Source organism: Rhizobium sp. PP-F2F-G48, from assembly GCF_004342335.1.
Taxonomy (GTDB): Bacteria; Pseudomonadota; Alphaproteobacteria; order Rhizobiales; family Rhizobiaceae; genus Ferranicluibacter.
The window spans coordinates 176,276-202,529 of the sequence record NZ_SLVH01000002.1 but is presented as its reverse complement, the minus strand read 5'-3'; the positions used below and the strand labels follow the sequence as shown (position 1 = coordinate 202,529).

Sequence of the window (26,254 nt, the reverse complement as noted above, 5' to 3'; positions counted from 1 at the left end):
ATCGGTTTATGATGAAGGATTGGTTTCAAATTTGAGACAGTGGTCGCCTGTGTCGTTGCCTGGGCCAAAGTCGCCCTTTCGCATCAGGGGACGAGTTTCGCCTCGACGAAACGGAGAACAGCCTCATCGATGGCGTGCCATTGTGGCAGCAATTGGCTGGAGAACCGGTAGAGCACCACAAGATCCTGACCCGCGTGAACGTCGCGCTGGCAATCGGCGCTGGTCGCAAGCTCCGGGCGCTCGGGCATGAGGCAGCGCACGCCAAACGCGTCGGGCCCACCCGTCGTGCCGGACGGTGCGGTGAAGAAGATTTCGGCGCCGTATCCCGAGGTGGCCGTCATGCGGTGACCGGTCAGGCCTGCGGGACCGTCCGTGGGGGCGCCTTCGAACAGATGGCTGTAGATCGGCGCGATGCGGCCCGACATATCGCGCGACATGGTGCTCTGGGAAATCTGCAGGAAGATCAGGCCGTCCGTGCGCGTGACGTCGTTGAAGCGGCCCCGCGTCGCATCGCTATAACCCTGCATCTCCGGCCAGGTCGCATAAAGATCGACGCGTTCCGCTGCGCCGGTCTGACGCTGATCGGCAAAACGAATGTAATGGGCGGGCAGGCGGAGATGGTCCGTGCCGATCACGATGTCGGTATTATCTGTACTGGTGGTATTGCCGCCAAGCGCGAGCGTCGCGCCGATTTGGGGTCCGCCGATGCAGATCGCGACCGTGAGGGCGGCAAGGAGACCGATCGCCAATCCCGCGCGCAGAAGGATGCGCGGGCCCGACGGGCCGAGATCGGGAGCGGAGGTTCCGGAGGGTGCAGCGAGCTCTGATGAAGTGGTCATCGGTTCGTTCCAGCATCCCTCCCGGCGCGGCGCGCACCTGTGCCGAGCCGGCGCAGGATCGACCGGCAAGGATGAACGAACCGCAGATCGACACCGGGTCAGGCTGACGCAGCAAGGTTAATTTTCCGTAAAGCACGCCTGCCGGGAAGGAATGCTTGGGACGAAACCTCGCCTTGAAACATGAAGAAGGCCGGCTCCGGGGACAGCGGAGCCGGCCTTATGGGCCGCCGGTGACGGGGATCACCCTGCAGACCCAAACTTTGGGTCGATGGGAAGGCCGCTAAGCGGTGCGCTTCCTTACTGCGTCTGGACGCTGCCGACAGCCACGGCGCGACCGTCTTCCAGCTTGACCCATCGACCGGCATTCTCGACCGACTGGCGCTTCAGATAGGTATATTCCGTATCCGACCAGATCAGCACCTTGCTGCGCATGTTGTCGAGGATGAAGTCGCCGCGATCCGTGCGCACGGTCAGCACCGCGTGTCCGTCGCCGTTCGGCTGAAGCACGACGGTGATCAGGAGATTGCCCGGAGCGATGCCGGCCTGCATCAGCTCGCGACGCTTCAGGAGAACGTAGTCTTCACAGTCGCCGACGGTCTCCGGATAGGCCCAGTATTCCTCGACGCCGTAGATTTCCTTATCGGTCATCGGCGTGATCCGCTCGTTGACGTCGTAATTGACCTCGAGAATGGTCTTCCAGCTCTCCCGCGTCAGGGCCAGCGGTGCTGCCTTGGAGGGATTGGAACGGCATTCGTCCGGAGCCGTGCGGCAAAATTCATAATGTCCGACGGGTGGATTGGTCGGTCCCTCCGTTGCCATGTTGGCTGGGAATGCGAATGCGGATGTCGCCAGGGCGAAAGAGCCGAGTGCGCCGAAGAAGCCTGCTTTGAAGCTTTTTGTTCTTGTCATTGTCTGTGTCCCCGTTACAGGCACAGAATGACACGGACCTTTTGATCTCCGCCAAAAGTCCGAAGTAAAACAAAGTACAAATGCAGATAAACTGAATATAAAAGTCGAATAAAACTCTATGATTGTTTTATCTGTATTTGAACTGGTTTCGTCGAAAACTTTAGCGATGACCGTAAGAAATGACGTACGAGATAAGGTCTAAACCACTGGATTGGAACGATAAAAAAGTAAACGCGGATCGGCCATAAACCGCTTGGCGCACGGGACGATCCTCCGTGAGCCTGTCCTTCTGCACGTCGCTGCGCGTTCCAGAACGGAAAACGGCACCCGGATATGTTCATGATCTGGTTAGGATAAACTGCAAAGGGCCGTTCGGACGTTCTGACGGTGCGACGTTCTGGACGGGAGAGGGAGGGCAAAGTCTAGCGGCGCTTACCCGCCCGGCCGTGGCGGCAGACAGGGAAGCACGCGTTGTCTCGACGCGGAACGACGACCGATGTTTTCGCCGAAGCTTACAGAAAGGCGATCAGAGAAATTCGCGCAGCGTGTCGCGCGACTGGACGCCCAGGAACTCGATGGCGACGCCTTCCTGGAAATGGCGGACGATCCGTCCGCGCATATTGCCGAGCAGCATCGGCGTTCCCAGCTCGAAACGGAATTCCGTATCCACGGCAGCGCCGGAAAGGGAAAGGTCGATGATGCGGCAGGCATAGCGCGTGCCGTCCTCGAGCGTGATCTCCGTCTGGGTCTTGCGCGGCGCCAGACGGTCGTGCCGCCGGTCTTCCGGCAGTCCGAGCTCGTGCTTGTTGGCAATCCAGGTCAGCTGGGCGGCAAGCTTGTCACGCTTACGCTCCGTCGCATTGATGCGAACGGTGAAGGACCCATCGGCGAGCCGCGAAACGAGACCCTCGATGCGGCCGACATGATCGACATAGGCGATGACGCGTTCGCCGATCCGTGGGCGGGCCGTCGTGGAGAAGAAGACGTCGCCCGGCGACATTTCCGTTGCGGTGCAATCATATTCGTCGTGGCTGGCCAGCATCAACCGGCCGCCGAGGTTCACGGTGACGCGCTGGAAGGCGCTTTCATCGTGCGCCTTCTGAGTCGCGGCTTGGGATTGACTGAAGTTGAACATCGCGACGCGCCCATGGACTTTGCACACTTACGAATACAAGAACCGGGTTAACAGAGTCTTCGAAGACCGGCCTATCGCCCCTTGCCGCCGTCCATGACCGAGAGATGCATCACCCGGGACAGGGCCTGCCGGAGAGCCGTATCCCGGGTCGGTGCGGCAAACGTCCGCGAAACGGTCGCGCGCACCGCGACGCTGCGCACGGGCAGGTCCCGGTCGGGAAACGCGACACGGTCGATCGACAGGAAGGGCAACGGTCGCGCACCGATCCAGGCCGGGCGGGAGATCGGCGTGAGCGACCCGAAAATCCGGTCGTGACGTCCTCCGCGCGACAGGAGCGGGAGAAGCACGAGTTCCGCGGCCAGCCGCTCGCCATCGGCGATCCCGGAAGCCTGGATGACCGCGGGTTCGCCGGAAAGCATGACGCGACGCGTGACGTCGGCGAGATCCTGCATGTCGGCGGCGGACCAGAGACTGTCCAGCCGGGCACCCCGCAATTCGCGCACGAACAGGGCGCAGAGGCGCGTACCCGCCAGCCGGAAGCGTGGAGACGCTGTTCGGCCTTGATCGGCCTCGGCCTGTTCGAGGATGAAGACATCCGGCAACGCATCGCGGATCGCGCCGGGGTCGAGTTGATCCCGCGATGGGGTTCGACCCTTTTCGCGAAGGCTCTGCCAGTACCGGAAAATGTCGGTCGATGTGCGCGTCTTCATGTCGGTCGTCCCGTTTTGGAGCAAAACCGTCCCGCATCGGATCGATACGTCGTTCGTTGGCGGCCTGCAGAGAGTACCTCGCAAGTTGCGTGCCACAGCGCAGTTAAGGTTAACGATGTGCTCCGATTGCCCCTGTGCGTGCACGCTGTCAAAAGGAGACATCACGTCACGAAGGGTCGCCTTCGGCACCACCTCGGTCCGCATGAGAGACCGCACGCCGCTTCGGTTTTCCGGAGCGGCGTTTTTTTGCGCGGCATCCTTTCGAGCCTGTTCCTGCATGCGACGATCGGCACCGACGGGAGAGCTTGCCAGCCGCAGCCGGGCAGGGGATAACCGCGCCTTGCACACGACGACCGAGAGCATCTTCACAATGACCGACCGAGACAACACGTCCACACCCGGCACGCCTCGACATTCGGGCGTTCCCCAGATCGACGGGCGTGCGCCGGAGACGACAGCCACAGCCGGCCGCCTGTCATCGCCCGAAGGCGACGGCGTGAGACCTGCCGATGGAAAGGATGAGAATCGCGACGATCGTCCTGATGACCGCGATGGTTCGGTCGAGCAGAGGGTGTCGGGGCCCCAGTCTTCAGAGGCGCTTTCCGAAGCGCACGGCCCGTCGGGCACCGGCCCCAGCACCGTCAACGGTTTCGGGCCGCCCGCCCGCGAGCCGGCGTTCAACCTGCCGTCCAGCCTCGTCTGGATTCTCGCCGTCCTCGTCCTCATTCATGCCGTGCGCACCTATCTTCTGTCCGTCGAGATCGATGACGAGCTGATCTTCAACTTCGCCTTCCTGCCGGCCCGCTACGATCACCCGCTGGCGGAGCAGGGTCTGGCATGGCTCTGGACGCCCATCACCTATTCCTTCCTGCATGGTTCCTGGGAGCATCTGATCTTCAATGCCTTCTGGATGCTTGCCTTCGGCGCGCCGGTCGTTCGCCGGATCGGTGCCGGCAGATTGGCGATCTTCTGGTGTCTTTCGGCGATGGCCGCCGTCGGCCTGCATCTCGCGCTTCATTGGGGGGACATGACGGTGGTCATCGGCGCCTCCGGCGTGGTCGCCGGCCTGATGGGGGCCGCAGCCCGCTTCGTGTTCTCGCCGAGCGGCCGCATCAGCCGTCAGTTCGCCCACCGCAACCCGCGTCTCAGCATCCGTGAGGCGCTCTCCAATCGCTCGGTTCTGTTTTTTGCCGGCGTCTGGTTTGCGACGAATCTGCTGATCGGACTGGGCCTGTTCACGCTCGATGGCGGCGCCGGCATCGCCTGGGAGGCGCATATCGGCGGTTTCCTCTTCGGCTTCCTGTTCTTCGGGCTGATCGATCCGCCCATGAAGATCGAGGACCGCGCGCAACGGGATTGATCGGCAGGCTTCGCATCGTCCGTTTGACGCATTTCCGTTTTTCCGCAGATTGCGGTAGTCTTTGCCTGCGTCAACTTGTCTCAGGCGCAAGGAAAGCGGGAGGTTTCAAATGACGGTGAAGAGGATGCTGGACGAGAAGGGCCGCAAGGTTGTCACCATTGCGCCGGACATGATGGTGCGGGAGGCGGCAGCGCTTTTGGCCGAGCACCGGATCGGCACGGTCGTGGTGCTGGATGAGCAGGAGGCGATCGCCGGCCTTTTTGCGGAGCGTGATGTGGTCGCCGCAATCGCGCGATACGGCGCCGAGTGTCTGGACCGGCCGGTGACCGACGTCATGTGCCGGGACGTTCACACCTGCAGCGAGGAGATGGAGATCGACGCGGTCATGGAGATCATGAACAGCCATCGTGCCCGCCATCTGCCCGTCGCGCGCAATGGCCGTCTCGTCGGAATCGTGTCGATCGGCGACGCCGTGCGCAGCCACATTCGCGCGATCGAACACGAAGCGCGCGAGATCAAGGCCTATATCGCGGGTTAGGCGACGGATGGAACCGTCACGCGCGGCGATCAGCGCAACACGGTTTCCAGCAGGCGCTTGAGTTCGGTGAGGCGGTTCTTGGTTTCGACATAGCCACGATCGATCGCCTCGCCGGCGCGGTGAAACTCCGACAGGCCGATGTCGCTGAGCTTCGGGTGCAGCGATATGTCCGGCGGGTCTCCGGCAAGCTTTGCCCGCGAGATCCGGTCCTGGATGACGTTGAAGGCCTGCACCATCACGCTGGTCATGCCGAGACGCGCCACGGGTTCTGCCGTCTTCCGGGGTTCCGCCGGGGTGACGGGATCGCTGGCCCGCAGCTTGATGACGGCCGAGCGACCATAGAGATCGTATTGCAGATTGACGGCCACGACGAGCGGCTGCTCGTAGGCGCGGCACACCGAAACCGGAACCGGATTGACGAGGGCCCCATCGACCAGCATCCGGCCATTGCAACGCACCGGTTCGAAAATGCCGGGCAGGGCATAGGAGGCGCGCAGGGCCGTGATCAGCGAACCCTCCGAGAGCCACACCTCGTGGCCGGAGCGGATGTCGGTGGCGATGGCGACGAAAGGCCGCCCGAGACTTTCGATCGACACATCAGCGAGATGCTCCTGCATGCGCCGCGTCAGACGCAAGCCGCCGAAGAGCCCGCCGCCGCCGATGGCGAGATCGAGCAGCCCTGCAATGCGCCGCATCGTCAAAGACCGGGCGAAAGCCTCGAGTTCATCGAGTTTCCCCGCGAGATAGCAGCCTCCGACCAGCGCGCCGATCGATGTCCCCGCAATCATGCCGACGGGAATGCCTTCCTCGTCGAGCGCGCGCAGAACGCCGATATGGGCCCAGCCGCGGGCGGCGCCGCCGCCAAGCGCGAGTGCGATCTTTGGTTTCTCCGGGGCGACGGTCAAGACGCGGCCTGTTCCTTCCTGCTCGATCCGGACAGGCCCGCTGCCCGTGCCGTCATGCGGTGCCGGCGTTTCTGCACCCGTTCCATGTCGAGAGAATGTCCAGTTCAGCATGGGGCACCTGTCCGCCAAATGGCCGGGCCCCTTCTGAAGGCTTCGGCCTTATCTCAAGACATTAGAGCGCCAAGGACATTGAAACTTCGTTTAGCCTCCGGAAAACTGTCTCAAATAGAAGCAGCTGCTTATTTCTTATCGCTGCCGCCCGTCTTTTCGTACACCGCATTCGGATCGAAATGCCGGATATCGTCGCGAACGGTCAGCCTCACCGCACCATCGGCAATATCGACCGACCGGTAGAAGCACGAGCGACGCCCCGTATGGCAGGTTGCGTCGTGGCCGGCGACCTTCACCCTCAGCCAGACCGCATCCTGGTCGCAATCGGTTCGCAGCTCGACGACGGTCTGCAGATTGCCCGAGGTTTCCCCCTTCTTCCAGAGGGCCTTGCGGGACCGGCTGTAGTAATGGGCAATCCCCGTCTCGACCGTCAGCGCCAGTGCTTCCGCATTCATATGCGCCACCATCAGCAGCATCCCATCCGCAGCATCCGTGACCACGGCCGTCACCAGACCGTGCCCGTCGAACCGCGGTGTGAAGACGACGCCTTCCTCGACATTGGATTTGTCGGATGACGGCTGGGCAAAGACGAGGGGCATGATGGGGACTCCGGCTAAACGTGCAGATGCCTGCGCCTGACGCGCATCTTTACCAGATTTACAGCGTGCCGGAGAGCGCGACAATGGCGCTCGCTCCGGAAGGCACGGGAGAGAAGGAGAAACGCACCTGCCGTGCATGCGAACGGTATGGCGCCGGTGCAGAATGGTCTGGACCGGCAGCTATGCGCGGTCGAACCGGTGCTTAGCGGAAACCGCGCACCATCGACATGAAGCGGGCCTGCTCGGCCGGGTCCGTCTTGAACGAGCCGGTGAAGGTCGTGGTCAGCGTGGTCGAGCCCTGCTTCAGCACGCCGCGCATGGCCATGCACATATGCTCCGCCTCGATCATCACGGCCACGCCGCGCGGACGCAGCGTCTCGTTGATCGCACCGGCGATCTGCGCCGTCATGCTTTCCTGCGTCTGCAGCCGCCGCCCGAAGATATCGACCACCCGTGCAATCTTCGAGAGGCCGAGAACGCGGCCTTCCGGAAGATAGGCGACATGCGCCCGGCCGATGACCGGCAGCATGTGGTGCTCGCAATGTGAATGAAAGACGATATCCTTGACCAGCACGATATCGTCGAAGCCTGCCACCTCCTCGAAGGTGCGGCCCAGAACGTCCTCGGCGGCAAGATCATAGCCGGAGAAGAGCTCCTTGTAGGCTTTCACGACGCGTGTCGGCGTGTCGAGCAGGCCCTCGCGCTGCGGATCGTCGCCTGCCCAACGCAGGAGCACACGCACGGCGTCCTCGGCTTCCTTCTGCGACGGCCGACCGTCAACGTCCGTTTGCGACGGAAAATTCTTCACGATGGCATCCATGATGGCCTCTGCTGCGTGGCGCGTAGCTTGACGTTGATCGTTACGGACAACTCGCCACTCACCGGTCGCCCGCGCATGTCGCCAGGCTTCGGTTGCCGTTGGCGGGCTCCGGGGCTTTACGGAGAGAGAGGTCAAGGCTCTCCCCCATTCGGCACGGTTCCCAAAACAACAAGCGACAGCAGCACCTCTGCCCTGTCGCCTTTTCCGTAGGCACCATATAATATATGGCAACGGGTGTAAAAGAGGCCGACGCGACGCCCCGGTTCTTTTTTCCGCCAAGGTGGAGAAAATCATCCGCCTCGTGACTATATCCACGCGAAATCATATCGATTGCCCGTTTTCGGACGTCGAACGGGCACGACAGCGGGATGGCCGTATCATGGATGATATCTACAACAGCCGCATTCTGGAATTCGCCGGAAACATTCCGCGCAGCGGGCGCCTCGAGCCGGCGGACGCGGAGGCGTCGGCCCACTCCAAGCTGTGCGGCTCGAAGGTAAAGGTCACCATCCGCATGGCCGACGGGCACATCACGGATTTTGCCCATGACGTCAAGGCATGTGCGCTGGGTCAGGCCTCGTCGTCCATCCTGGCGCGTAACATCGTGGGTGCGAGCGTGGACGAGGTGAGGGCGGCGCGAGAGGCGATGCTCGCCATGCTCAAAGCCGATGGCGAAGGTCCCGACGGGCGGTTCTCCGACATGCGCATTCTCCGCCCGGTCAAGGATTACAAGGCCCGCCATGCCTCGACCATGCTGACCTTCGATGCCGTGGTGGATGCGATCGGGCAGGTCGAGGCCGCGCGCTCCGACGCGCAGCAGGCGGAAAAGGCGCATGTCTGACCATGTGCGACGGTAACGCGGAGTGCGAGCACGACACCGGCCGACCCGGCCCCTACAGGGGGCGCAACTGGCAGGATCCGTTCCGCAGAACGCCGGGCCGCCTGGCCGGCATGGGGCTGGTCCGCCTTTACCAGCTGACCTTGTCGAGCTTCATCGGTGCGGGCTGCCGCCATGTGCCGACCTGTTCCGAATATGGCTATGAGGCGATCGCCCGTCACGGTCTGTGGCCGGGCAGTTGGATGACGCTCTACCGGATCGCCCGCTGCGGCCCCGGCGGAAAGGGCGGACTGGACCCCGTACCGCCGAAACTCGAAGGCAGGCTTCGCTGGCTGGCACCCTGGCGGCGCGCGTCCTGAGGCCGGACTGAGGAGGGCAGGCGCCCTTGACCTCTTTCCACATGCGGCGAATGCCATTATACCGCGCGCGTCCGCAGGGAAACCTCGTGGCCTCCAAAGCCCCACGCGGCCCCATTCATCGCATTCCCCACCCGCATTCGTTGGCGGGACTGGATAGGAGATAGACAATGTCCGTTGCCCTCACGTTTCCCGATGGCTCCATCCGCGAATTCGCCCCCGGCACGACCGGCCGCGAGGTTGCCGAATCGATTTCCAAGTCGCTTGCCAAGAAGGCCGTCGCCATCGCGCTGGACGGGACGCTGCGCGACCTGTCCGACCCGGTCGAGAACGGTCGCCTGGAAATCGTCACCCGCGAGGACCCGCGCGCGCTGGAACTCATCCGCCACGATGCCGCGCATGTCATGGCGGAGGCGGTGCAGGAACTCTGGCCCGGCACGCAGGTGACCATCGGCCCGGTCATCGAGAACGGCTTCTACTACGATTTCGCCAAGGCCGAGCCTTTCACGCCCGACGATCTGCCGAAGATCGAAAAGCGGATGAAGGAGATCATCCAACGCAACAAGCCCTTCACCAAAGAAGTCTGGCCGCGCGACAAGGCGCGTCAGGTCTTTGCCGACAAGGGCGAGGCCTACAAGGTCGAACTGGTCGATGCGATCGCCGAAGGCCAGGACCTGAAGATCTATTATCAGGGCGACTGGTTCGACCTCTGCCGCGGGCCGCATATGGCCTCCACGGGCCAGATCGGCACCGCCTTCAAGCTGATGAAGGTGGCCGGCGCCTATTGGCGTGGCGACAGCAACAATCCCATGCTGACCCGCATCTACGGCACGGCCTGGCATACGCAGGAAGACCTCGACCACTATCTGAACGTCCTCGCCGAGGCCGAGAAACGCGACCACCGCAAGCTCGGCCGCGAGATGGACCTGTTCCATTTCCAGGAGGAGGGACCGGGCGTCGTCTTCTGGCATGGCAAGGGCTGGCGTATCTTCCAGACGCTGGTCGCCTATATGCGCCGTCGCCTCGCCGGTACCTATCAGGAGGTCAATGCGCCGCAGGTGCTGGACAAGTCGCTCTGGGAGACCTCCGGTCACTGGGGCTGGTACCGCGACAACATGTTCAAGGTGACGGTCGCCGGCGACGATACGGATGACGATCGCGTCTTCGCGCTGAAGCCGATGAACTGCCCGGGTCACGTGCAGATCTTCAAGCACGGCCTGAAGTCCTACCGCGAACTGCCGATCCGCCTTGCGGAATTCGGCAATGTGCATCGCTACGAACCTTCGGGCGCCCTGCACGGGCTGATGCGCGTGCGCGGCTTCACGCAGGACGATGCGCATGTCTTCTGCACGGACGAGCAGATGGCGGCAGAGTGCCTGCGCATCAACGACCTCATCCTGTCGGTCTACGAGGATTTCGGCTTCGACGAAGTCGTCGTCAAGCTTTCCACGCGCCCGGAAAAGCGCGTCGGTTCCGACGAACTCTGGGATCGTGCCGAGAGCGTCATGATGGACGTCCTGAAGACGATCGAGGCGCAGTCAGAAGGCCGCATCAAGACCGGAATTCTGCCGGGCGAGGGCGCTTTCTACGGCCCGAAATTCGAATATACGCTGAAGGATGCCATCGGTCGCGAATGGCAGTGCGGCACGACGCAGGTCGACTTCAACCTGCCGGAGCGCTTCGGTGCCTTCTATATCGACAGCAATTCGGAAAAGACCAAGCCGGTGATGATCCACCGCGCGATCTGCGGCTCGATGGAACGCTTCCTCGGCATTCTCATCGAGAACTTCGCCGGCCATATGCCGCTCTGGGTCTCGCCGCTGCAGATCGTGGTCGCCACCATCACGTCCGAGGCGGATGCCTATGGCGAAGACGTGGCGGAACTCCTGCGGGAGGCCGGCCTGACGGTGGAAACCGACTTCCGCAACGAGAAGATCAACTACAAGGTCCGCGAACACTCGGTCACCAAGGTTCCGGTCATCATCGTCTGCGGCAAGCGCGAGGCGGAAGAGCGGACGGTCAACATCCGTCGCCTCGGTTCGCAGGCGCAAACCCCGATGACGCTCGATGAAGCGATTGCAAGTCTGGTGGAGGAGGCAACGCCGCCCGACCTTCGCCGCAAGGCCGAAGCCCGCAAGGCCCGAGCCGCCGCAGCCGTCTGACGAAGATCGCACGAGGATTGAAACCGAAGCCGGGCTGAAAGGTCCGGCTTCTTTCGTCTGCGGGATTCGGAATTGGCCCGCTCGATCCTCGGCTCAGTCCTGGGCGTTCGCCGGTGCGACGGATGCGGACTGGGCGCCCGGCTGGGCCGCCGTATTCGACAGAAGCACCTCGACATCGGCATTGACGCCGGCGGTGACGGTGAAATCGCGCTGGTAGATCTTCTCGTTGTTGCGGGCGACCGCGCTGTAGTCGCCTTCGGCAAGAACCAGCGTGGGGAAGGCGCCGACACTTTCGCTGACCACGTCGCCGGAGGAGGTCAGGATCGACCAGGCCGTATCGGCGATCGCTTCGCCGCCCGGCTCGGCGACCAGCTTCAAGGTGAGCTTGGCGGCACGGTGCTGGATCGTGGCTTCCGTCAGCTTGCCCGCTTCCACCTGGATATCGGCGCGGATGACGGCATTGACGGAGCCGTAGTTCGAAACGACGTGGTAGGTGCCGGTGTTCAGGCGAACGACGGTATTCGGCTTCACGTCCGCGACCACCAGCGCCCGCTCGCCGTCTTCCTTCACGTCGAAGGAAAAGATCGAGAAGGACAGTTCGCCCTGAGGTATCCGAACATCGGCACCGGAAACCGCGTTCAGGGTGACGCCGCCGGCATCGAGCACCAGAACCTGCCGTTCGAAGGCGCCGGTTTCCGCAACGCGGATCTTGCGTGTCGCCCCGGCGCGGCCGAAGGCAACGTTGACGAAATATTCGCCGGGGACGAGCTGGAATGCCGCCGAGCCACCCTGCGACGTCGCGACAAGCGGTAGCTTGCCGTCGGAGCCGGGGATCGGGCTGAAGACGCGCCATGTCAGTCCTTGCTCCACCGCGCCGCCCTTGTCCTTCAGAAGCGCCTCCAGACGCACGTCGCGCGTGGTCGGCCCTTTTGCGGCTTCGCTCGGGATGACCGGGCTGAAACTGTTCAGCTTGGGCATCTTCGGCGGTGCCGAAATCGAGGGGAAGCTCTGGAAAGGATCGGTCTGCAAGGGCTGCGTCTGCGCCCCTTCGGCCTGCACAGCCTCCGTTTGCACGGTCTGGGCATGGGCGCCACCCGCGACGCCGACAGCGAAGAAGACAGCGAGCGCCATGCTCGGACGGGGATCCAGGCGGAGCGAGAGAAGAAGAGCCGGGTAACGCATGAGACGGTTGACTTCCTGACGACGTGGCTCCACTTGAGACGCCGGTATGGCGATTTCGTGGCTGGCGGCACGGACCTCACTGGCCGCAACCTACTGCATAATGTGCAGGACCGGTACAGGTTTACGCAGGGATACAGCACTTCCGTTGCTGGGCTCCGGGCAGGCCGCTTCCGTATTTGAGATTGACGACCGGCGGAGGATGCCGGCCGCAGACGACATTCCGGCCTGTGACGGCATCTGCTCGCCCGGCCGCATCCGTGAAAGTGACCGACATGACGACAGCTCCCGGCCTCAAGGATTATCTGGCGACACGCCGCTCCATTCCCGCCTTCCAGATGTGCGAGCCCGGTCCCGGCCAGGCCGAAATCGAGGAAATGCTGACGCTTGCGTCACGCGTGCCAGACCATGGCAAGCTCGCGCCATGGCGCTTCATCGTCTATCGCGGCGAAGAACGCGGCCGCATCAGCGCGCAGCTTGCCCGTCTGGCGCTGGAGGCAAAGCCCGACCTGTCCGAGGAGATGATCAAGGTCGAGAACACGCGGTTGACCCGCGCCCCCGTGGTCATTGCCGTCGTCAGCACGGCGGCGCCGCATTTCAAGGTGCCGGAGTGGGAGCAGATCATGTCGGCCGGTGCCGTATGCCTCAACCTGCTGATGGCCGCCAATGCGCTCGGCTATTGCTCGAACTGGCTGAGCGAATGGTTTGCGTTCGACCAGCGGGCCTATCCGGTTCTCGGCATTCGCGACGGTGAAAAGGTCGCGGGCTTCATTCATATCGGTTCGCCGCAGGTGCCGCCGACGGAGCGCCCGCGTCCGGCCCTGTCCGACATCGTCACCTGGGTCGGCAACGACGCGTGAGGCCCGGCCGATGTTCTACACCACCGATACCAATGCCCACGGCCTGCCGCACGATCCGTTCAAGGCCATCGTCTCGCCGCGTCCGATCGGCTGGATCGGCACGCGATCGAAGGACGGCAGCCTCAACCTCGCGCCGTATTCCTTCTTCAATGCCATTAGCGATGTGCCGAAGATGGTCATGTTCTCGTCATCGGGATGGAAGGACAGCGTCCGCAATATCGAGGAGACCGGCGTCTTCACGGCAAGCTTCGTCAGCCGCGATCTGGTCGATCCGATGAACCGCTCCTCGGCACCGCTGCCGCACGGAGAGAGCGAATTCGATGCGGCCGGACTGACGCCGGTGGATGGCACCCTTGTCGAGGCGCCCTTCGTGGGCGAAGCCTATGCCGCGCTCGAATGCCGGATGACGGAGATGTTCCGGCCGAAGACCTTGTCCGGAGAGCCTGCCGAAAATCATGTCGTCATCGGCCAGGTGGTCGGCATCCACATCCGCGCGGACGCCTTGCGCGACGGGCGCTTCGACATGGCCAAGGTGCGACCGGTCGGCCGCCTCGGTTACATGGACTATGCCGATGCCGGAGATGTCTTCGAACTGATTCGGCCCCAGCGCTGAGCGCCGGTGCCCCGTATCGTCAGTTCCGGCACTCGGCCTGTCCGAACGCCACCCAATGGGCAGGGGTCCCGACCACCACATCCCGAAAACCCTGCTGAACGGCTGCATCCCGCAGGCGTTTCAGCGCATACCCATCCGTTTCACCGGAGGGCAGGGACCAGAAGCAGGGCACGCCGACATCGGCGGCCTGAAGCGTCATTGTGCCGCGCGCCAGCAGGATCGCCGGCGACAGCGACCGCGCCGTCTCCGGCGATAGGCCGATCGCGGCGGCCAGCGCGTCTTCGTCCAGGACGATGGCAATCAGGCGGGGCGACCCGCCCGCAAGACGATCCGCGCCGATAAAGGATGCGGATGCCGCGCCGAAGACGGCGACGATCGACAGGCTGCCGGCGGCGCGCCCCGTTTCCGCTTCGATGACCCCGAGGGCGACGTCGGCCGCCTGAAGATCGGCGCGTCCCCGGCATCCCGTCAGCAGAATCCCGGACGGTTGCACGCGATCGAACAGCGCCGCGCAGCCGTCCGTTTCGAGGTGATCGAGATCGAGCGACAGGATCAGACGCTGCGGTCGCGCAGCGCAAACCTCGGCTCGCCACCGATGGACGAGGGCAAAACAGGGGCCCGGCATCGCCTCTGTCGCATCGAGAAACACGATCGGCCCGGTTTCATGAGCGTTAATCGACATGGTGAACCAATCTTAAACGTTTCCCGCTTACCATCATGGCATCAGCATCTGACCGTTTTGCGTAGTGGGGCGTCGGTGATCATACAAGCATTTCTTCGCTGGGTCGAAACCGCCAAGGCGACGGACCGCGCCCGCGCCGCAAGCGCACTCGCACGCGCGTATTGCGCCAAGGACGGCGACAGGATCGACCGGCACGCGGCCGACATGGCCATGACCTTTCTGCTGGATGATCCGTCGCCAAAGGTTCGACTGGCCCTGGCCGAAGCGCTCGCCGCAGCGCCGGAAGCGCCCCGCTCGATCATCCTGTCGCTGGCCCAAGACCAGCCGGAAATCGCCTTTGCCGTCGCCACCCGCTCGCCCGTGCTTTTGGATGACGACCTGATCGACCTTGCGGCGCGGGGAACGGCGGAACTGCGCGCCTTCATCGCCTCCCGCAGGCTGGTGTCGCGTGGGGTGGCCGCTGCCATCGGCGAGGTCGGCGGCATGCCCGAGGTCATGATCCTCCTGGAAAACACCGCAGCCGACCTGTCCCGCCGAACCTTGAAGCGGCTCGCCGATCGTCTGGGCGATGTGTGCAGCATCCGCAACCTGCTTTTGGAACGCGAAGACCTGCCGGCCGATGCCCGCCAGGTGCTGGTCGAGCAGGTTGGCGCCGCGCTCAAGGGCATGGATTTCCTCCAGGCCGTCATCGGTGCCGAACGCCTTCAGCGGGTCGCGCGACAGGCTTGCGAGACCGCCGCCATCGACATGGCGGGCATGGTTGAAGATGCCGACATCAGGGGTCTGGTGGAGGAACTCCGGGTCACGGGGCGCCTGACACCGGCCTTGCTCGTCAACGCGCTTTGCCACGGACGCATCGATTTTTTCGCGACCGCCATTGAAGACCTGACCCGTATCGGCGGAAAGCGGGTCCGCTCCATCCTATCGGACGGTCGGATACAAGCGCTCCAGGCTTTGTTCGAAAAGGGGGGGCTCGGCCGCGACGTCAGCACGCTCTTCGCCGAGGCCATCCTGATCTGGCGCCGGGAGCGCCGGCAGGGCAGCCATATTCCGGCAGCCTCCATCGCCTCCGTCCTCGTCCAGCGCCTTCGCCATACGGCAGACAGTTCCGGTCTTTCGGAATGCGTCGAGAAACTCGCGATTGCCGAACAGCGGCGCTTCGCCCGCGACTATGCGAACGTCGCTGCGCGACAGGCGGCCTGACGCCGACAGGCCTTCGCAGTCGGGCCTTCGCAGTCGGGCCGATCGATACACGCCTCACCGCGCGATGCGGGTCGCAACCCAGGAATAGCCATCGCCGATGTAGTGAACGGGAACGGAGATGGCATGGCGGATCTTCTGGCCATCCGGCAGCACACCGCGGATCATCGCATAAGCCCGCTCCGGCAAAGGCTTGCGTGCGGCGGCCCCGCCATTGGCCGCGGGTGGTGCCGGCGGTGTTTCGGCCGTGCTCACAGCCGGTGACGTCGAAGGGGCGGGCGTGACCGGCGGCGTTGCCTGCGGTACGACGATGTCGCTTTCGGCCGCGGCGGCGATCGGGGCGTCCACCGTCTTCTCACACATGGCGACGATCACGGGATAGCTGGCATTCGTGTAGGCCGGCAGTTTCTTCTGGGACTGGTTGTCACAGGCGGCGACCGTCTCCCAGGATCCCTTCACCGTATCGACATAATGGCACTGACTGACGCTATCGTCGCATCCGAGAATCGTCATCACGACGAGGGCTGCACTGACCATGATCTGTCTCATCTCCTGTATTCAAGAAGACGGTAAACAGACCTTGGCTCGAAATTGTGGCGTGCTTTTCCAAAACGCGGCTCGTGGCGCTCGTTCGCTGCTTCCGTCGCCCCTTTGCCGCGGCACGGCTGAATCCTCGCGGGAATCGGTGTAGGAACATACCTCTCCTTCGATGCGTGCCCTTTGATCCGCCGATTCTTTTTCTCAGGATATCCCGCCAAGTGACCGTCAATATTCGACAAGAAGCCCCGCGCCAGCCGGAGGTCATCGAGCTCCTCCACCAGTCGGATGCCTACGCACAGTCGCTCTATCCGGCGGAAAGCAATCATCTGGTCGATCTGGAAACGTTGGAAAAGCCCGAGGTCTCTTTTCTCGTCGCGCGGCACGACGGCGGCGTCGTCGGATGTTGCGCGCTGGTGGCGGCCGGTGACGGGAGCGGCGAGATCAAGCGGATGTTCGTCGATCCCAAGGCGCGGGGCATGCGGGCAGCGCGGGCCCTCCTGGACGCGATCGAGCAGACGGCCCGGGACACCGGCCTGACGACCGTCCGGCTGGAAACCGGCATCTACCAGCCGGAAGCCATCAGCCTGTATCGCAAGGCCGGCTATCGCGATATCGAGCCGTTCGGGAGCTACATGCCCGATCCGCTCAGCCTCTTCATGGAAAAAATCGTCGTCTGACGCACCTTTCCGCTGTCTCGATCAATTCCCGGCTGCGGCGAAGCCGGGGGCCAGACATCGTCAGATGTCGAGGTTCTCGGCGAAGACGGCGCGCTCCTGGATGAACCGGAAGCGGGCTTCCGGCTTGGTGCCCATGAGATTGTCGACGGCGTCGCGTGTTCCCTCGAAATCGATCTCGTCGATCGAGACCTTGAGAAGCGTCCGCTTCGACGGGTCCATCGTCGTTTCCTTCAACTGGGCCGGCATCATTTCGCCAAGGCCCTTGAAGCGTCCGATCTCGACCTTGCCGCGTCCGGTGAATTCTTTCTCCATCAGTTCGACCCGATGCACATCGTCGCGGGCGTAAAGTGTCTTTGCGCCCTGCGTCATCCGGTAGAGCGGCGGCACAGCAAGATAGAGATGACCGCCACGAATGAGCTCCGGCATCTCCTGATAGAAGAAGGTGATCAGCAGCGAGGCGATATGCGCGCCATCGACATCGGCATCGGTCATGACGATGACCCTGTCGTAGCGAAGGTCTTCCTGCCGATATTTCGACCGCGTCCCGCAGCCGAGCGCCTGGACGAGATCCGAGATCTGCTGGTTGGCCCCCAGCTTCTCGCGGCCGGCACTGGCGACGTTCAGGATCTTGCCGCGCAGCGGCAGGATCGCCTGGTTCGAACGGTTGCGCGCCTGCTTGGCCGAGCCGCCGGCCGAATCGCCTTCTACGATGAAGAGTTCGGCGCCCAGGGCGGAGTTTTGCGAGCAGTCTGCAAGCTTGCCCGGCAGGCGCAGCTTGCGCACCGCGCTTTTGCGTGTGACTTCCTTTTCCTTGCGGCGCCGGACGCGCTCATCGGCGCGCTCGATCACCCATTCGAGCAGCTTGGCCGCTTCCTGTGGATTGCCGGCGAGGAAATGATCGAAGGGATCGCGGATCGCGTTCTCGACGATGCGCTGCGCCTCGACGGTGGCGAGCTTGTCCTTCGTCTGGCCGACGAATTCCGGCTCGCGGATGAAGACGGAGAGCATGCCGGCCGCCGAAATCATCACGTCGTCGGTGGTGACGATCGCCGCGCGCTTGTTCTGCGTTAGGTCGGCATAGGCCTTGAGACCCTTGGTCAGGGCGATGCGCAGGCCCGCTTCGTGCGTGCCGCCCTCGGGTGTGGGAATCGTGTTGCAATAGGAGTGCACGACCGAGTCGCCGCCATACCAGGTGACGGCCCATTCCAGCGCGCCATGGCCACCCGTCTTCTCGGTCTTGCCGGCGAAGATCTCGCGCGTCACCGTGAACTCGGAGCCCATGGTCGCCTTGAGATAATCCTTCAGGCCGCCGGGAAAGTGGAAGACCGCCTTGTCAGGCGTCTCCGTACCCTCGACCAGCGACGGATCGCAGGACCAGCGAATTTCGACGCCGCCAAAAAGATAGGCCTTCGAGCGTGCCATGCGGAAGAGGCGCGCCGGCTCGAACTTGGCGTGCGGCCCGAAAATCTCGGGATCCGGATGAAAGCGGACGCGTGTTCCGCGCCGGTTCTGCACGTCGCCCAATTCCTCGAGACCACCCTGGGGGATGCCCCGCGAAAAGCGCTGGCGATAAAGCCGCCTGTTCCGCGCAACCTCGACCTCCAGCACGTCGGAGAGCGCATTGACGACGGAAACGCCGACGCCGTGAAGACCGCCGGAGGTCTCGTAGACCTTGCTGTCGAACTTGCCGCCGGCATGGAGCACGGTCATGATCACTTCGAGGGTCGACTTGCCCGGAAATTTCGGGTGGTTCTCCACCGGGATGCCGCGACCATTGTCGGTCACGGCGAGACATCCCTCGGCATCGAGATGGACGTCGATGAAATTGGCATGTCCGGCCACGGCTTCGTCCATCGAATTGTCGATGACTTCCGCGAACAGATGATGCAGTGCCTTTTCGTCCGTGCCGCCGATATACATGCCGGGCCGGCGACGAACCGGCTCGAGCCCCTCGAGCACCTCGATGGCCGACGCATTGTAGTCGCCCGTATCCGTCTTCAGCTGCGAAGCCGGCGTTCCCGGAGCCCGCGTCGTCTTCGGTTCGTCCGCCTTGGGCGCGAGACCGGCTTTATCGTCGCCGCCTTTGGCGGCCGGCGTCTTCAGGTCCAGCGTCTTCGGCTCGGGCGGCTTCGTTTCCGAAGGCTTCCGAGGAGCGGGCGCTGCGTTCGCGAAAAGGTCGTTGCTGTCCGTCATCTGGTGCGTCAAACGTCTTTCGATGTGTCGGCTGATCCTGTAGGGCGGGGCGCCGGCTGTCGATCCCGGCCCACCTCTTCATATAGAGGCCGGGGGTGCGGCGAAAGAGCCAAGAGCGCCGAAGAGATCAAAAAGGGAACAAAACATGGCCCGATCCACACTTTCTTTTAAACGCCTTGCCGTTTTAAAGGCGGTTGGTCTGGTGGCCGCCTTTGTCCTCGCCCATGGCTGCGCCCGCGCCGAGACATTGCGACCGTTCAAGGACGAACTTTTCGCCTATGGGCGCGTGCTCGAGTCCCGCGACGGCGGCGACTGGCTGACGGTCGACTATGACGAGATGCGGGACATCAATGGCCGTGACGAGGTCCCCGAGCGTCGGGTCAAGCGCCCCTATGTCGCGCTCGGCGTCAAGCGTTTCCAGGAAAACGAGACGATCGATGTCGGCGGGCGCGGGCTCGACGTGTTCAGGGTCGGGACGCCGGAGAACGCAGCCTTCACGGTGATTTTCATTCACGGTCGCGGAGGGGATCGGCGGCTCGGCGCGAACGACGATTCCTTCGGGGGCAATTTCAACCGGCTGAAGAACCTCGCGGTGGAAAATGGCGGTGTCTATTATGCGCCGAGCGCCCGATCCTTCGACACGGATGGTGCGGCCGATATTGCCGGCCTGATCGATGGTGTCGCGCGCCGCTCTCCCGGCCGGCCGGTCATCCTGTCCTGCGCGTCCATGGGCAGCTTCCTCTGCTGGGGCGTCTCCCGCAACGCGACCGCCGTCAAGCAGCTTTCCGGCATGATGATCATGGGCGGCGCAACCGATCCGGATTTCACCAAAAGTGCGGCCTTCGCCCGCAAGCTGCCGATGTTCTTCAGCCACGGCAGCGCCGACAAGACATACAGGGCGGACGACCAGGCGGCCCTCTACACGCGCTTGAAGAAGGGCGGCTACCCCACCCGCTTCGTCCTGTTTCAAACGGGAACGCACGGCACGCCGGTCCGGATGACCGATTGGCGGGACGCCATCAACTGGATCCTCTCGCGATAGATACAACCTGAGCGATTTTCTCTTCATTAACCACCGATTGAAGTCTCGCCTTCGTGCGGGCTGCCGTTCGTTTTTCTGAAAGCACCGCATGACATCTTCCCGGCACTGAGAACACGGGAGTGCGATGATGGATGCGCGAACCGACACACGGCTTGTTCCGCTTTGCGTCGATCTGGACGGGACGCTCGTCGCGGCGGACACGCTGTGGGAAGGCGTCGCCGTTTTGCTGTTCCGCAATCCGCTGATGGTGTTCGCGCTCCTTCGTTGGGCACTGCGCGGCAAGGCGCATCTGAAACATGAGGTCGCCGTGCGATCCGGGCGCACCGGTGCCGATTGGCCCTATCGCCCGGAGGTGATCGCACGGCTGCGGCAGGAGCGGGAGACCGGTCGCGACGTCGTGCTCGTCACCGGGGCCGCGGAGCGGGTGGCGCTCGATGTCGCGGCCCATACCGGCGTCTTCACCGAAGTCCTGCATTCCTCCCGCACCCACAACCTGACGCGCCATCGCAAGTGCCGGGAACTGGTCGCGCGCTACGGCGATGCGGGGTTCGACTACATGGGCAACAGCCGCGATGACGTACCGGTGTTCGACGCCGCGCGCAAAGCCATCGTCGTCGCGCCGGACCGCGCAGCCGAAGCCTGGCGCCGCCGCCACGATGCAGAGCATCTGGAGACCGGGACGAGCGGGCTCAAAGACACGCTGAAATCCATACGCGTCCATCAATGGGCAAAGAACATCCTGATCGCCGTGCCGATGGCGCTCGATCACGACATCCTCGATCGGGCGGCCGTGATCAACACGGTCATAGCCTTCTTCGCCTTCAGCTTTCTCGCATCGGCCGTCTATGTCATCAACGATATCTCCGACCTGACGAACGACCGCCGCCATCCAAAGAAGCGTTTCCGCCCGCTTGCAAGCGGACGCATGTCCCTGCCGACCGGTCTGGCGTTGGCGGCAAGCCTCCTTCTGGCAGCAGCCGCACTGACGCTGCGAATGCCCGGCGAATTCGTCATCACGCTCGGAATATATCTCGCGATAACGACGGCTTACACGTTCTTTCTCAAGCGAAAACTTCTCGTCGATGTCTTCACGCTGGCGGGTCTCTACACCATCCGGATCATCGCCGGCGCGACGGCGACCGAAACGGTGCTGTCCTTCTGGCTTCTTGCCTTTTCGATCTTCTTCTTCCTCAGCCTCGCTTTGGTGAAGCGCTATGTGGAGCTGGACGAGCATGGCGGCGAGGCCCGCGCCCAGGTTCCGGGACGCGGCTATATGCAGGTCGATTTCGAGATGGTCGGGCAGGCGGGCATATCCTCCGCCTTCGCATCCGCGCTGGTTCTGGCGCTCTACATCCACAGCGTCGAGATGCAGCAGATGTACAGCATGCCGGCCGCGCTCTGGCCGCTCTGCCCGATGGTCCTCTACATGCTGCTGCGCATCTGGATGCTCGCCCGGCGCGGCAGTCTGCACGAGGATCCCGTCGTCTTCATCATGCGCGACTGGCGCAGCATCGCCACCATGGCTGCGGGCGGGGTGCTCGTGATGATCGGGGCGGTCGGCATCTGATGAGGGACGCGACGAAAACACGCGAGGCTGCGACGTTCGACAGCTGGGGTCGTCTCGACACGCGGCCGCGCCGCGCCATCAGCCCGGATGCCTTCGAGGACGGTATCCGCACGGCAGCGCGTGAGGGATACCTGCCGTTCGGAAACGGCCGTTCCTATGGAGACAGCTGCCACAATGATGCAGGTCTGCTGATCGAAAACCGCAGACGCGGCCGCATCCACGGCTTCGATCCGGGCACCGGTCTTCTCTCGGCCGAGGCCGGGGTCTGCCTCTCGGCGGTTCTCGCACGCGCCGTGCCCCACCGCTTCTTTCTGCCGGTGACCCCCGGCACCGCCCATGTCACCCTCGGCGGTGCCGTCGCCAACGATGTGCACGGCAAGAATCACCATGCGCGCGGCACCTTTGGAAGCCACATCCGCCGGCTGACGCTGCTGCGGTCGGACGGTGGCGTTCTCACCTGTTCCGAGACCGAAAACCCGGACATGTTCCGCGCCACGATCGGTGGCATGGGCCTGACGGGCCTCATCCTCGATATCGACCTGCAGATGATGAAGGTCCCGTCCGCCCATATCCAGCAGCACACGATCCGCTTCGACAGCCTCGATGCCTATTTCGGGATGATCGACCGTGTCGATGCCGAGCATGAATATTCCGTCGCCTGGATCGACCAGCTCGCGACCGGGCGCAAGGCCGGCCGGGGCATCCTCCTTGCCGGCGATCATGCCGATGCCTCCTGCGATTTTCCCGATCTGCCGGGCGGCCGCACGCTCGGGATTCCAGCGACCCCGCCCGTCAGTCTTCTCAACCGCTTGACGCTGAAGGCGTTCAACGCGGCCTATCTGCGCAAGGCGAAGCCGGGGGAATCCGTCGAGACGGTCAAATGGTCCGGCTATTTCTACCCGCTCGACGCCATCCGGAACTGGAACCGTCTCTACGGCCCCAAGGGTCTCTACCAGCACCAGAGCGTCTATCCGGCCGATGTTGCGCCCGCGGTGACGGCAAAGCTGATGGAGACCGCGCGGGCGGCGGGGCACGGCTCCTTCCTGACCGTTCTCAAACGTTTCGGCGATCAGCCTGCGCGCGGCCTGCTGTCCTTTCCGCGCCCCGGCTTCACGCTTACGCTCGATTTCGCCAATCAGGGCGAGGGCACGCGGACGCTCCTCGATGCGCTCGATCGGATCGTCCTGTCCGCCGGTGGCGCGGTCAATCCATACAAGGATGCCCGCATGAGCCCGCAGACCTTTGCCGCCTCTTTTCCGGGGTGGAGAAAGCTCGAGGCGATGCGCGATCCCGCCATGATGTCCGATTTCTGGCGGCGCACCGCCATGGCGCTTTGACGGGGCGGATAAAGACAATTTTATGAAAAGAAATCAGCAAGTTTCACGGAATGGTGGATTCTCTTGCGTAAGATGGACTGGACCGAGATGCGGAACTGGACCGGGAGCCCGAAAGGGATGACGATATGAAATATCTGGCGTTCATTCTGTTCACCGTGCTGACCAATGCGGCGGCGCAGTTGATGCTGAAGCAGGGCATGCTCAGCCTCGGCCCACTGACGTTCACGCCCGACACTGCGATTGCCCGATTCTTCCAGATCCTGTTCAACCCCTGGGTCTTTGCCGGTCTCGCCACCTTCGCCATCTCCATGGTGTCGCATCTCTACGTGCTGTCGAAGGTCGAGCTTTCCTTCGCCTATCCCTTTCTCAGCCTTGCCTATGTTGCCGTGGCGGTCTTTGCCTATTTCATTTTCCGCGAGGATCTGAACGCCTGGCGCATCGCCGGCATCGGTTTCATCTGCGTGGGAACGGTGCTCATCGCCCAGTCCGGTCGCTCGACGCCCGAGACCATCGCGGCGACGGATACCCCCGCTGCAAAATCCATCCACATTGGGAGCCCGACATGAAACACATCATTTTCGGAGGCGACGGCTTTGTCGGTCGCCATCTTGCCGAGCGCCTCGTCAACGAAGGCGAGCAGGTCCTGATCGCCGATATCGTCAAGTCGGACCTGCCGCACTACGCCCAGGGCCGCGTCCGTTTCGTCTCCTGCGACGTCACGGATCTGCAACAGGTCATGAAGGTCGATATCGGCCCCGACGACATGGTCTACAATATGGCGGCCAAGATGCTGTCGCCGCTGCAGGTGCGGTCCAAGCGCTGGAAGTTCTTCTGGCCGGTCAACTATTACGGCGCCGAGAACATCATGAAAGCGATGGAGTCCTCCGGCGCCAATCGCCTCGTCCAGTTCACGACGGACATGATCTACGGCCATACCGTTCGATCGCCGCAGGCGGAAGATCATCCGGTGAAGCCGCTCGGCGAATATGGCAAGTCGAAATGGGCGACCGAGCAACTCTGCCACGTCTACCGCGAAAAAGGCATGCGAATCTCGATCTTCCGCCCACGCCTCATCATCGGCCCGGGCCGTCTCGGTATCCTCGAAAAGCTGTTCAAGCTGATCGACGCCAACCTGCCGGTGCCGATGATCGGCTCGGGCAAGGCGCCCTACCAGTTCATCTCCGTGTTCGACTGCGCCGAGGCCGCGCGTCTCGCCTGGAAGGGCGGCGTGCCCAACGAAGCCTATAATCTCGGCTCCGACAATCCCCCGTCCGTGCGCCAGCTCCTGGGCGGCCTCATCCAGCATGCCGGCTCGAAATCGATCCTGATCCCGACGCCGGGCTTTGCCGTCAAGGCGACGCTGGCCGCCTTCGATGCGATCAACCTGCCGATCATGGATCCGGAGCAGTATCTGATCGCCGACGAGATGTGCGTTCGCGAAACCGGCAAGCTGAAACAAGAACTCGGCTGGAAGGCCCAGTTCAACGACGGCGCCATGCTGATCGCCGCCTATGACGAATATCGCGCCAAGAAATCCACGGGCACCGTCGGCACGCCCGCCGCCCTGCCGGCCGAATAAGAGGGACCGTTCAATATGCTCGATACGCCCGCCCGCGTCCTGATCGACGCGCCCGCCATCGAAAGCCCGCAGCCCGTCCGCACGCGGGTCGGAAAGCCCGATCTCCTGACGGTCGAGGACGCCAAGGCCCTGACCGTTCCGGAAATGACCACCCTGTTCAAGGATCACGTCAATCCGGGCCAGCTCCACTTCATGAAGCTGCTCGGTTTTCACAAGGTGAAGATCGAGAGCGCCGAGGGCATGTACTATACCGACCAGAACGGGCGGAAGATCCTCGATTTCTTCGGCGGTTTCGGATCGCTTGCCTTCGGTCACAACCATCCGCGCCTGCTGGAGGCGCGCAAGCGCTTCCAGGACGAAAACCGCCACGAGATCGCCATCGCCTTCATGTCGCAATATGCGGCTGCCTTTGCGAAGAACCTCGCGACCATTTCGCCCGGCGATCTCGACATGGTGTTCCTCGGCTCGTCCGGCTCCGAGGTGATGGAAGCCGCCGTCAAGCTCGCCGAGCGCGCGGCCGGCCCCAAGCGGCCGAAGGTCGTCTATGCCGAAAATTCCTTCCACGGCAAGACGAAGGGCGTGCTGAACATCACCGACGGCGCGCTCTACCGGGCCGATTTTTCCGTCTCCGGCAATACCGTCCGGGTGCCTTTCGGCAATATCGAGGCGATCGAGAGCGCTTTCCGAAGCGATCCCCAGATCGGAGCGATCGTGCTCGAAACCATCCAGGGCGGCGGCGGCATCATCCGGGCGCCCGATGGCTTCTGGAAGGAGCTGCGTGCGCTCTGCGATCGCTATGGCGTCGTCTGGGTCGCGGACGAGGTCCAGTGCGGCTACGGCCGTTCCGGACGCTTCTTCGCCTTCGAGCACGAGAATGTCGTGCCGGATATCACGGCGCTTGCCAAGTCGCTCGGCGGCGGCAAAGCGGCCGTGGGTGCCATGATCGCCCGGCGCGAGATCTACATGAAGGCCTACGGCACGCCGAAGACGGCGATGATCCACGCGATGGCCACCTTCGGCGGCATGGGCGAAGCCTGCGTCACCGCGATCGAAGCCTTGAACATCATGTACGACGAGGCGCTGATCGACAACGCGGCGGAGCAGGGCGCCTACCTTCTCGCCCGTCTCGACGCGCTGCGCGAAAAATACCCGAAGATCATCAAGGAGGTTCGCGGGCAGGGCCTCATGGTGGGGCTCGAGTTCCAGGATTTCAGCCAGACGATGCCGCTGGTCCTGCGCCCGGTCATCGGCATGCTCGACGACAAGCTCAAGGGCTCGCTCTCCGGCTTCATCGGCGCGCTGCTCTTGCGGGATTACGACACGCTCGTCGCCTTTACCGAATACAATCGCAACGTCATCCGGCTCGAGCCGCCGCTGATCTGCGAACGCAAGCATGTCGATCAGTTCGTCGACGCGCTCGACGACCTCCTCGGCCGCGGCATCATCCGCATCGTCAAGGATTTCGTCGGCAGCCAGATGGGCTGAGGCGGGACGCTCGACCCG

General features: G+C 63.4%; 25 protein-coding genes and 1 pseudogene. 15 read left to right on the top strand and 11 right to left on the bottom strand.

Annotated elements, in window-relative coordinates:
• Positions 1–83: 83 nt before the first annotated feature.
• The 4 genes from C8J36_RS05505 to C8J36_RS24780 all read right to left on the bottom strand — a co-directional run bounded on the left by C8J36_RS05505 (position 84) and on the right by C8J36_RS24780 (position 3,593).
• Positions 84–839, bottom strand: coding sequence for a hypothetical protein (locus C8J36_RS05505; RefSeq protein ID WP_245506469.1), 756 nt, complete (start codon positions 837–839; stop codon positions 84–86).
• 297 nt (positions 840–1,136) lie between these two features.
• Positions 1,137–1,748, bottom strand: a complete 612-nt coding sequence (locus C8J36_RS05500; protein WP_132533334.1) for a transglutaminase-like cysteine peptidase — start codon at positions 1,746–1,748, stop codon at positions 1,137–1,139.
• A 526-nt stretch (positions 1,749–2,274) separates the two neighbouring features.
• Entirely contained in the window at positions 2,275–2,883 is a 609-nt protein-coding gene (locus tag C8J36_RS05495; RefSeq protein ID WP_062596547.1) for a PilZ domain-containing protein, read from the bottom strand.
• 71 nt (positions 2,884–2,954) lie between these two features.
• Positions 2,955–3,593 (bottom strand): PAS domain-containing protein, encoded by a 639-nt coding sequence (locus C8J36_RS24780; protein ID WP_165914963.1) that lies wholly within the window; start codon positions 3,591–3,593, stop codon positions 2,955–2,957.
• 661 nt (positions 3,594–4,254) lie between these two features.
• On the opposite strand from C8J36_RS24780, the pseudogene C8J36_RS05485 reads away from it, so the two are divergent.
• Positions 4,255–4,953: pseudogene (locus tag C8J36_RS05485) on the top strand (rhomboid family intramembrane serine protease); the annotation flags it as partial.
• A gap of 109 nt (positions 4,954–5,062) precedes the next feature.
• Complete coding sequence (locus tag C8J36_RS05480) at positions 5,063–5,491, top strand: CBS domain-containing protein (protein ID WP_132533329.1); 429 nt, start codon at positions 5,063–5,065, stop codon at positions 5,489–5,491.
• Positions 5,492–5,520: 29 nt separating this feature from the next.
• On the opposite strand, the gene C8J36_RS05475 is transcribed toward C8J36_RS05480, so the two are convergent.
• The 3 genes from C8J36_RS05475 to folE all read right to left on the bottom strand — a co-directional run bounded on the left by C8J36_RS05475 (position 5,521) and on the right by folE (position 7,926).
• Positions 5,521–6,507, bottom strand: a complete 987-nt coding sequence (locus C8J36_RS05475; protein WP_062596544.1) for a patatin-like phospholipase family protein — start codon at positions 6,505–6,507, stop codon at positions 5,521–5,523.
• A gap of 128 nt (positions 6,508–6,635) precedes the next feature.
• The gene (hisI, locus tag C8J36_RS05470) at positions 6,636–7,106 is read right to left on the bottom strand and encodes a phosphoribosyl-AMP cyclohydrolase (protein ID WP_132533327.1); all 471 of its coding nucleotides are present in this window, start codon (positions 7,104–7,106) and stop codon (positions 6,636–6,638) included.
• Between the two features lie 202 nt (positions 7,107–7,308).
• Complete coding sequence (gene folE, locus C8J36_RS05465) at positions 7,309–7,926, bottom strand: GTP cyclohydrolase I FolE (RefSeq protein WP_062596542.1); 618 nt, start codon at positions 7,924–7,926, stop codon at positions 7,309–7,311.
• Between the two features lie 376 nt (positions 7,927–8,302).
• On the opposite strand from folE, the gene C8J36_RS05460 reads away from it, so the two are divergent.
• The 3 genes from C8J36_RS05460 to thrS all read left to right on the top strand — a co-directional run bounded on the left by C8J36_RS05460 (position 8,303) and on the right by thrS (position 11,282).
• Positions 8,303–8,767 (top strand): iron-sulfur cluster assembly scaffold protein, encoded by a 465-nt coding sequence (locus tag C8J36_RS05460; RefSeq protein WP_132533911.1) that lies wholly within the window; start codon positions 8,303–8,305, stop codon positions 8,765–8,767.
• A gap of 2 nt (positions 8,768–8,769) precedes the next feature.
• The gene (gene yidD, locus C8J36_RS05455) at positions 8,770–9,123 is read left to right on the top strand and encodes a membrane protein insertion efficiency factor YidD (protein WP_132533325.1); all 354 of its coding nucleotides are present in this window, start codon (positions 8,770–8,772) and stop codon (positions 9,121–9,123) included.
• A 167-nt stretch (positions 9,124–9,290) separates the two neighbouring features.
• The gene (thrS, locus tag C8J36_RS05450; RefSeq protein ID WP_062596539.1) at positions 9,291–11,282 is read left to right on the top strand and encodes a threonine--tRNA ligase; all 1,992 of its coding nucleotides are present in this window, start codon (positions 9,291–9,293) and stop codon (positions 11,280–11,282) included.
• Positions 11,283–11,375: 93 nt separating this feature from the next.
• On the opposite strand, the gene C8J36_RS05445 is transcribed toward thrS, so the two are convergent.
• Entirely contained in the window at positions 11,376–12,464 is a 1,089-nt protein-coding gene (locus tag C8J36_RS05445; protein WP_165914962.1) for a hypothetical protein, read from the bottom strand.
• Between the two features lie 272 nt (positions 12,465–12,736).
• On the opposite strand from C8J36_RS05445, the gene C8J36_RS05440 reads away from it, so the two are divergent.
• The gene (locus C8J36_RS05440) at positions 12,737–13,321 is read left to right on the top strand and encodes a nitroreductase (RefSeq protein ID WP_132533323.1); all 585 of its coding nucleotides are present in this window, start codon (positions 12,737–12,739) and stop codon (positions 13,319–13,321) included.
• 10 nt (positions 13,322–13,331) lie between these two features.
• Positions 13,332–13,934, top strand: coding sequence for a flavin reductase family protein (locus C8J36_RS05435; protein WP_132533321.1), 603 nt, complete (start codon positions 13,332–13,334; stop codon positions 13,932–13,934).
• Positions 13,935–13,953: 19 nt separating this feature from the next.
• Here the strand turns inward: C8J36_RS05435 and C8J36_RS05430 are convergent, their stop codons facing one another.
• On the bottom strand, positions 13,954–14,616 hold the full coding sequence (locus tag C8J36_RS05430) for a hypothetical protein (protein WP_132533320.1): 663 nt from the start codon (positions 14,614–14,616) through the stop codon (positions 13,954–13,956).
• Between the two features lie 75 nt (positions 14,617–14,691).
• On the opposite strand from C8J36_RS05430, the gene C8J36_RS05425 reads away from it, so the two are divergent.
• Positions 14,692–15,819: a DUF2336 domain-containing protein gene (locus C8J36_RS05425; RefSeq protein WP_132533319.1), complete on the top strand. Its 1,128-nt coding sequence runs from the start codon at positions 14,692–14,694 to the stop codon at positions 15,817–15,819.
• 54 nt (positions 15,820–15,873) lie between these two features.
• Here C8J36_RS05425 and C8J36_RS05420 read toward each other — a convergent pair whose 3' ends face one another.
• Complete coding sequence (locus tag C8J36_RS05420; protein WP_132533318.1) at positions 15,874–16,353, bottom strand: hypothetical protein; 480 nt, start codon at positions 16,351–16,353, stop codon at positions 15,874–15,876.
• Between the two features lie 221 nt (positions 16,354–16,574).
• Here C8J36_RS05420 and C8J36_RS05415 point away from each other — a divergent pair, with 221 nt between their 5' ends.
• Positions 16,575–17,033, top strand: a complete 459-nt coding sequence (locus C8J36_RS05415) for a GNAT family N-acetyltransferase (protein ID WP_132533317.1) — start codon at positions 16,575–16,577, stop codon at positions 17,031–17,033.
• A 60-nt stretch (positions 17,034–17,093) separates the two neighbouring features.
• On the opposite strand, the gene parE is transcribed toward C8J36_RS05415, so the two are convergent.
• A complete protein-coding gene (gene parE / locus C8J36_RS05410; RefSeq protein WP_132533316.1) occupies positions 17,094–19,226 on the bottom strand; it encodes a DNA topoisomerase IV subunit B in 2,133 nt (710 codons plus the stop codon).
• A 145-nt stretch (positions 19,227–19,371) separates the two neighbouring features.
• Here parE and C8J36_RS05405 point away from each other — a divergent pair, with 145 nt between their 5' ends.
• The 6 genes from C8J36_RS05405 (at position 19,372) to C8J36_RS05380 (ending at position 26,236) form a co-directional block, all read left to right on the top strand.
• Positions 19,372–20,268 carry an alpha/beta hydrolase gene (locus C8J36_RS05405; protein ID WP_132533315.1) on the top strand — a complete coding sequence of 299 codons (897 nt, stop codon included), beginning with the start codon at positions 19,372–19,374 and terminating at the stop codon, positions 20,266–20,268.
• Between the two features lie 124 nt (positions 20,269–20,392).
• Positions 20,393–21,835, top strand: a complete 1,443-nt coding sequence (locus C8J36_RS05400) for a UbiA family prenyltransferase (protein WP_348631351.1) — start codon at positions 20,393–20,395, stop codon at positions 21,833–21,835.
• Positions 21,835–23,172 (top strand): FAD-binding oxidoreductase, encoded by a 1,338-nt coding sequence (locus tag C8J36_RS05395; protein ID WP_132533314.1) that lies wholly within the window; start codon positions 21,835–21,837, stop codon positions 23,170–23,172. Before C8J36_RS05400 ends, C8J36_RS05395 begins: the two co-directional genes overlap by 1 nt.
• A 125-nt stretch (positions 23,173–23,297) precedes the next feature.
• Complete coding sequence (locus C8J36_RS05390) at positions 23,298–23,738, top strand: EamA family transporter (protein ID WP_062596530.1); 441 nt, start codon at positions 23,298–23,300, stop codon at positions 23,736–23,738.
• Positions 23,735–24,751 (top strand): NAD(P)-dependent oxidoreductase, encoded by a 1,017-nt coding sequence (locus tag C8J36_RS05385; protein ID WP_132533312.1) that lies wholly within the window; start codon positions 23,735–23,737, stop codon positions 24,749–24,751. The genes C8J36_RS05390 and C8J36_RS05385 overlap by 4 nt, the downstream gene beginning before the upstream one ends.
• Before the next feature lie 15 nt (positions 24,752–24,766).
• Complete coding sequence (locus C8J36_RS05380; protein WP_132533310.1) at positions 24,767–26,236, top strand: aspartate aminotransferase family protein; 1,470 nt, start codon at positions 24,767–24,769, stop codon at positions 26,234–26,236.
• The last annotated feature ends 18 nt before the right edge of the window (positions 26,237–26,254 follow it).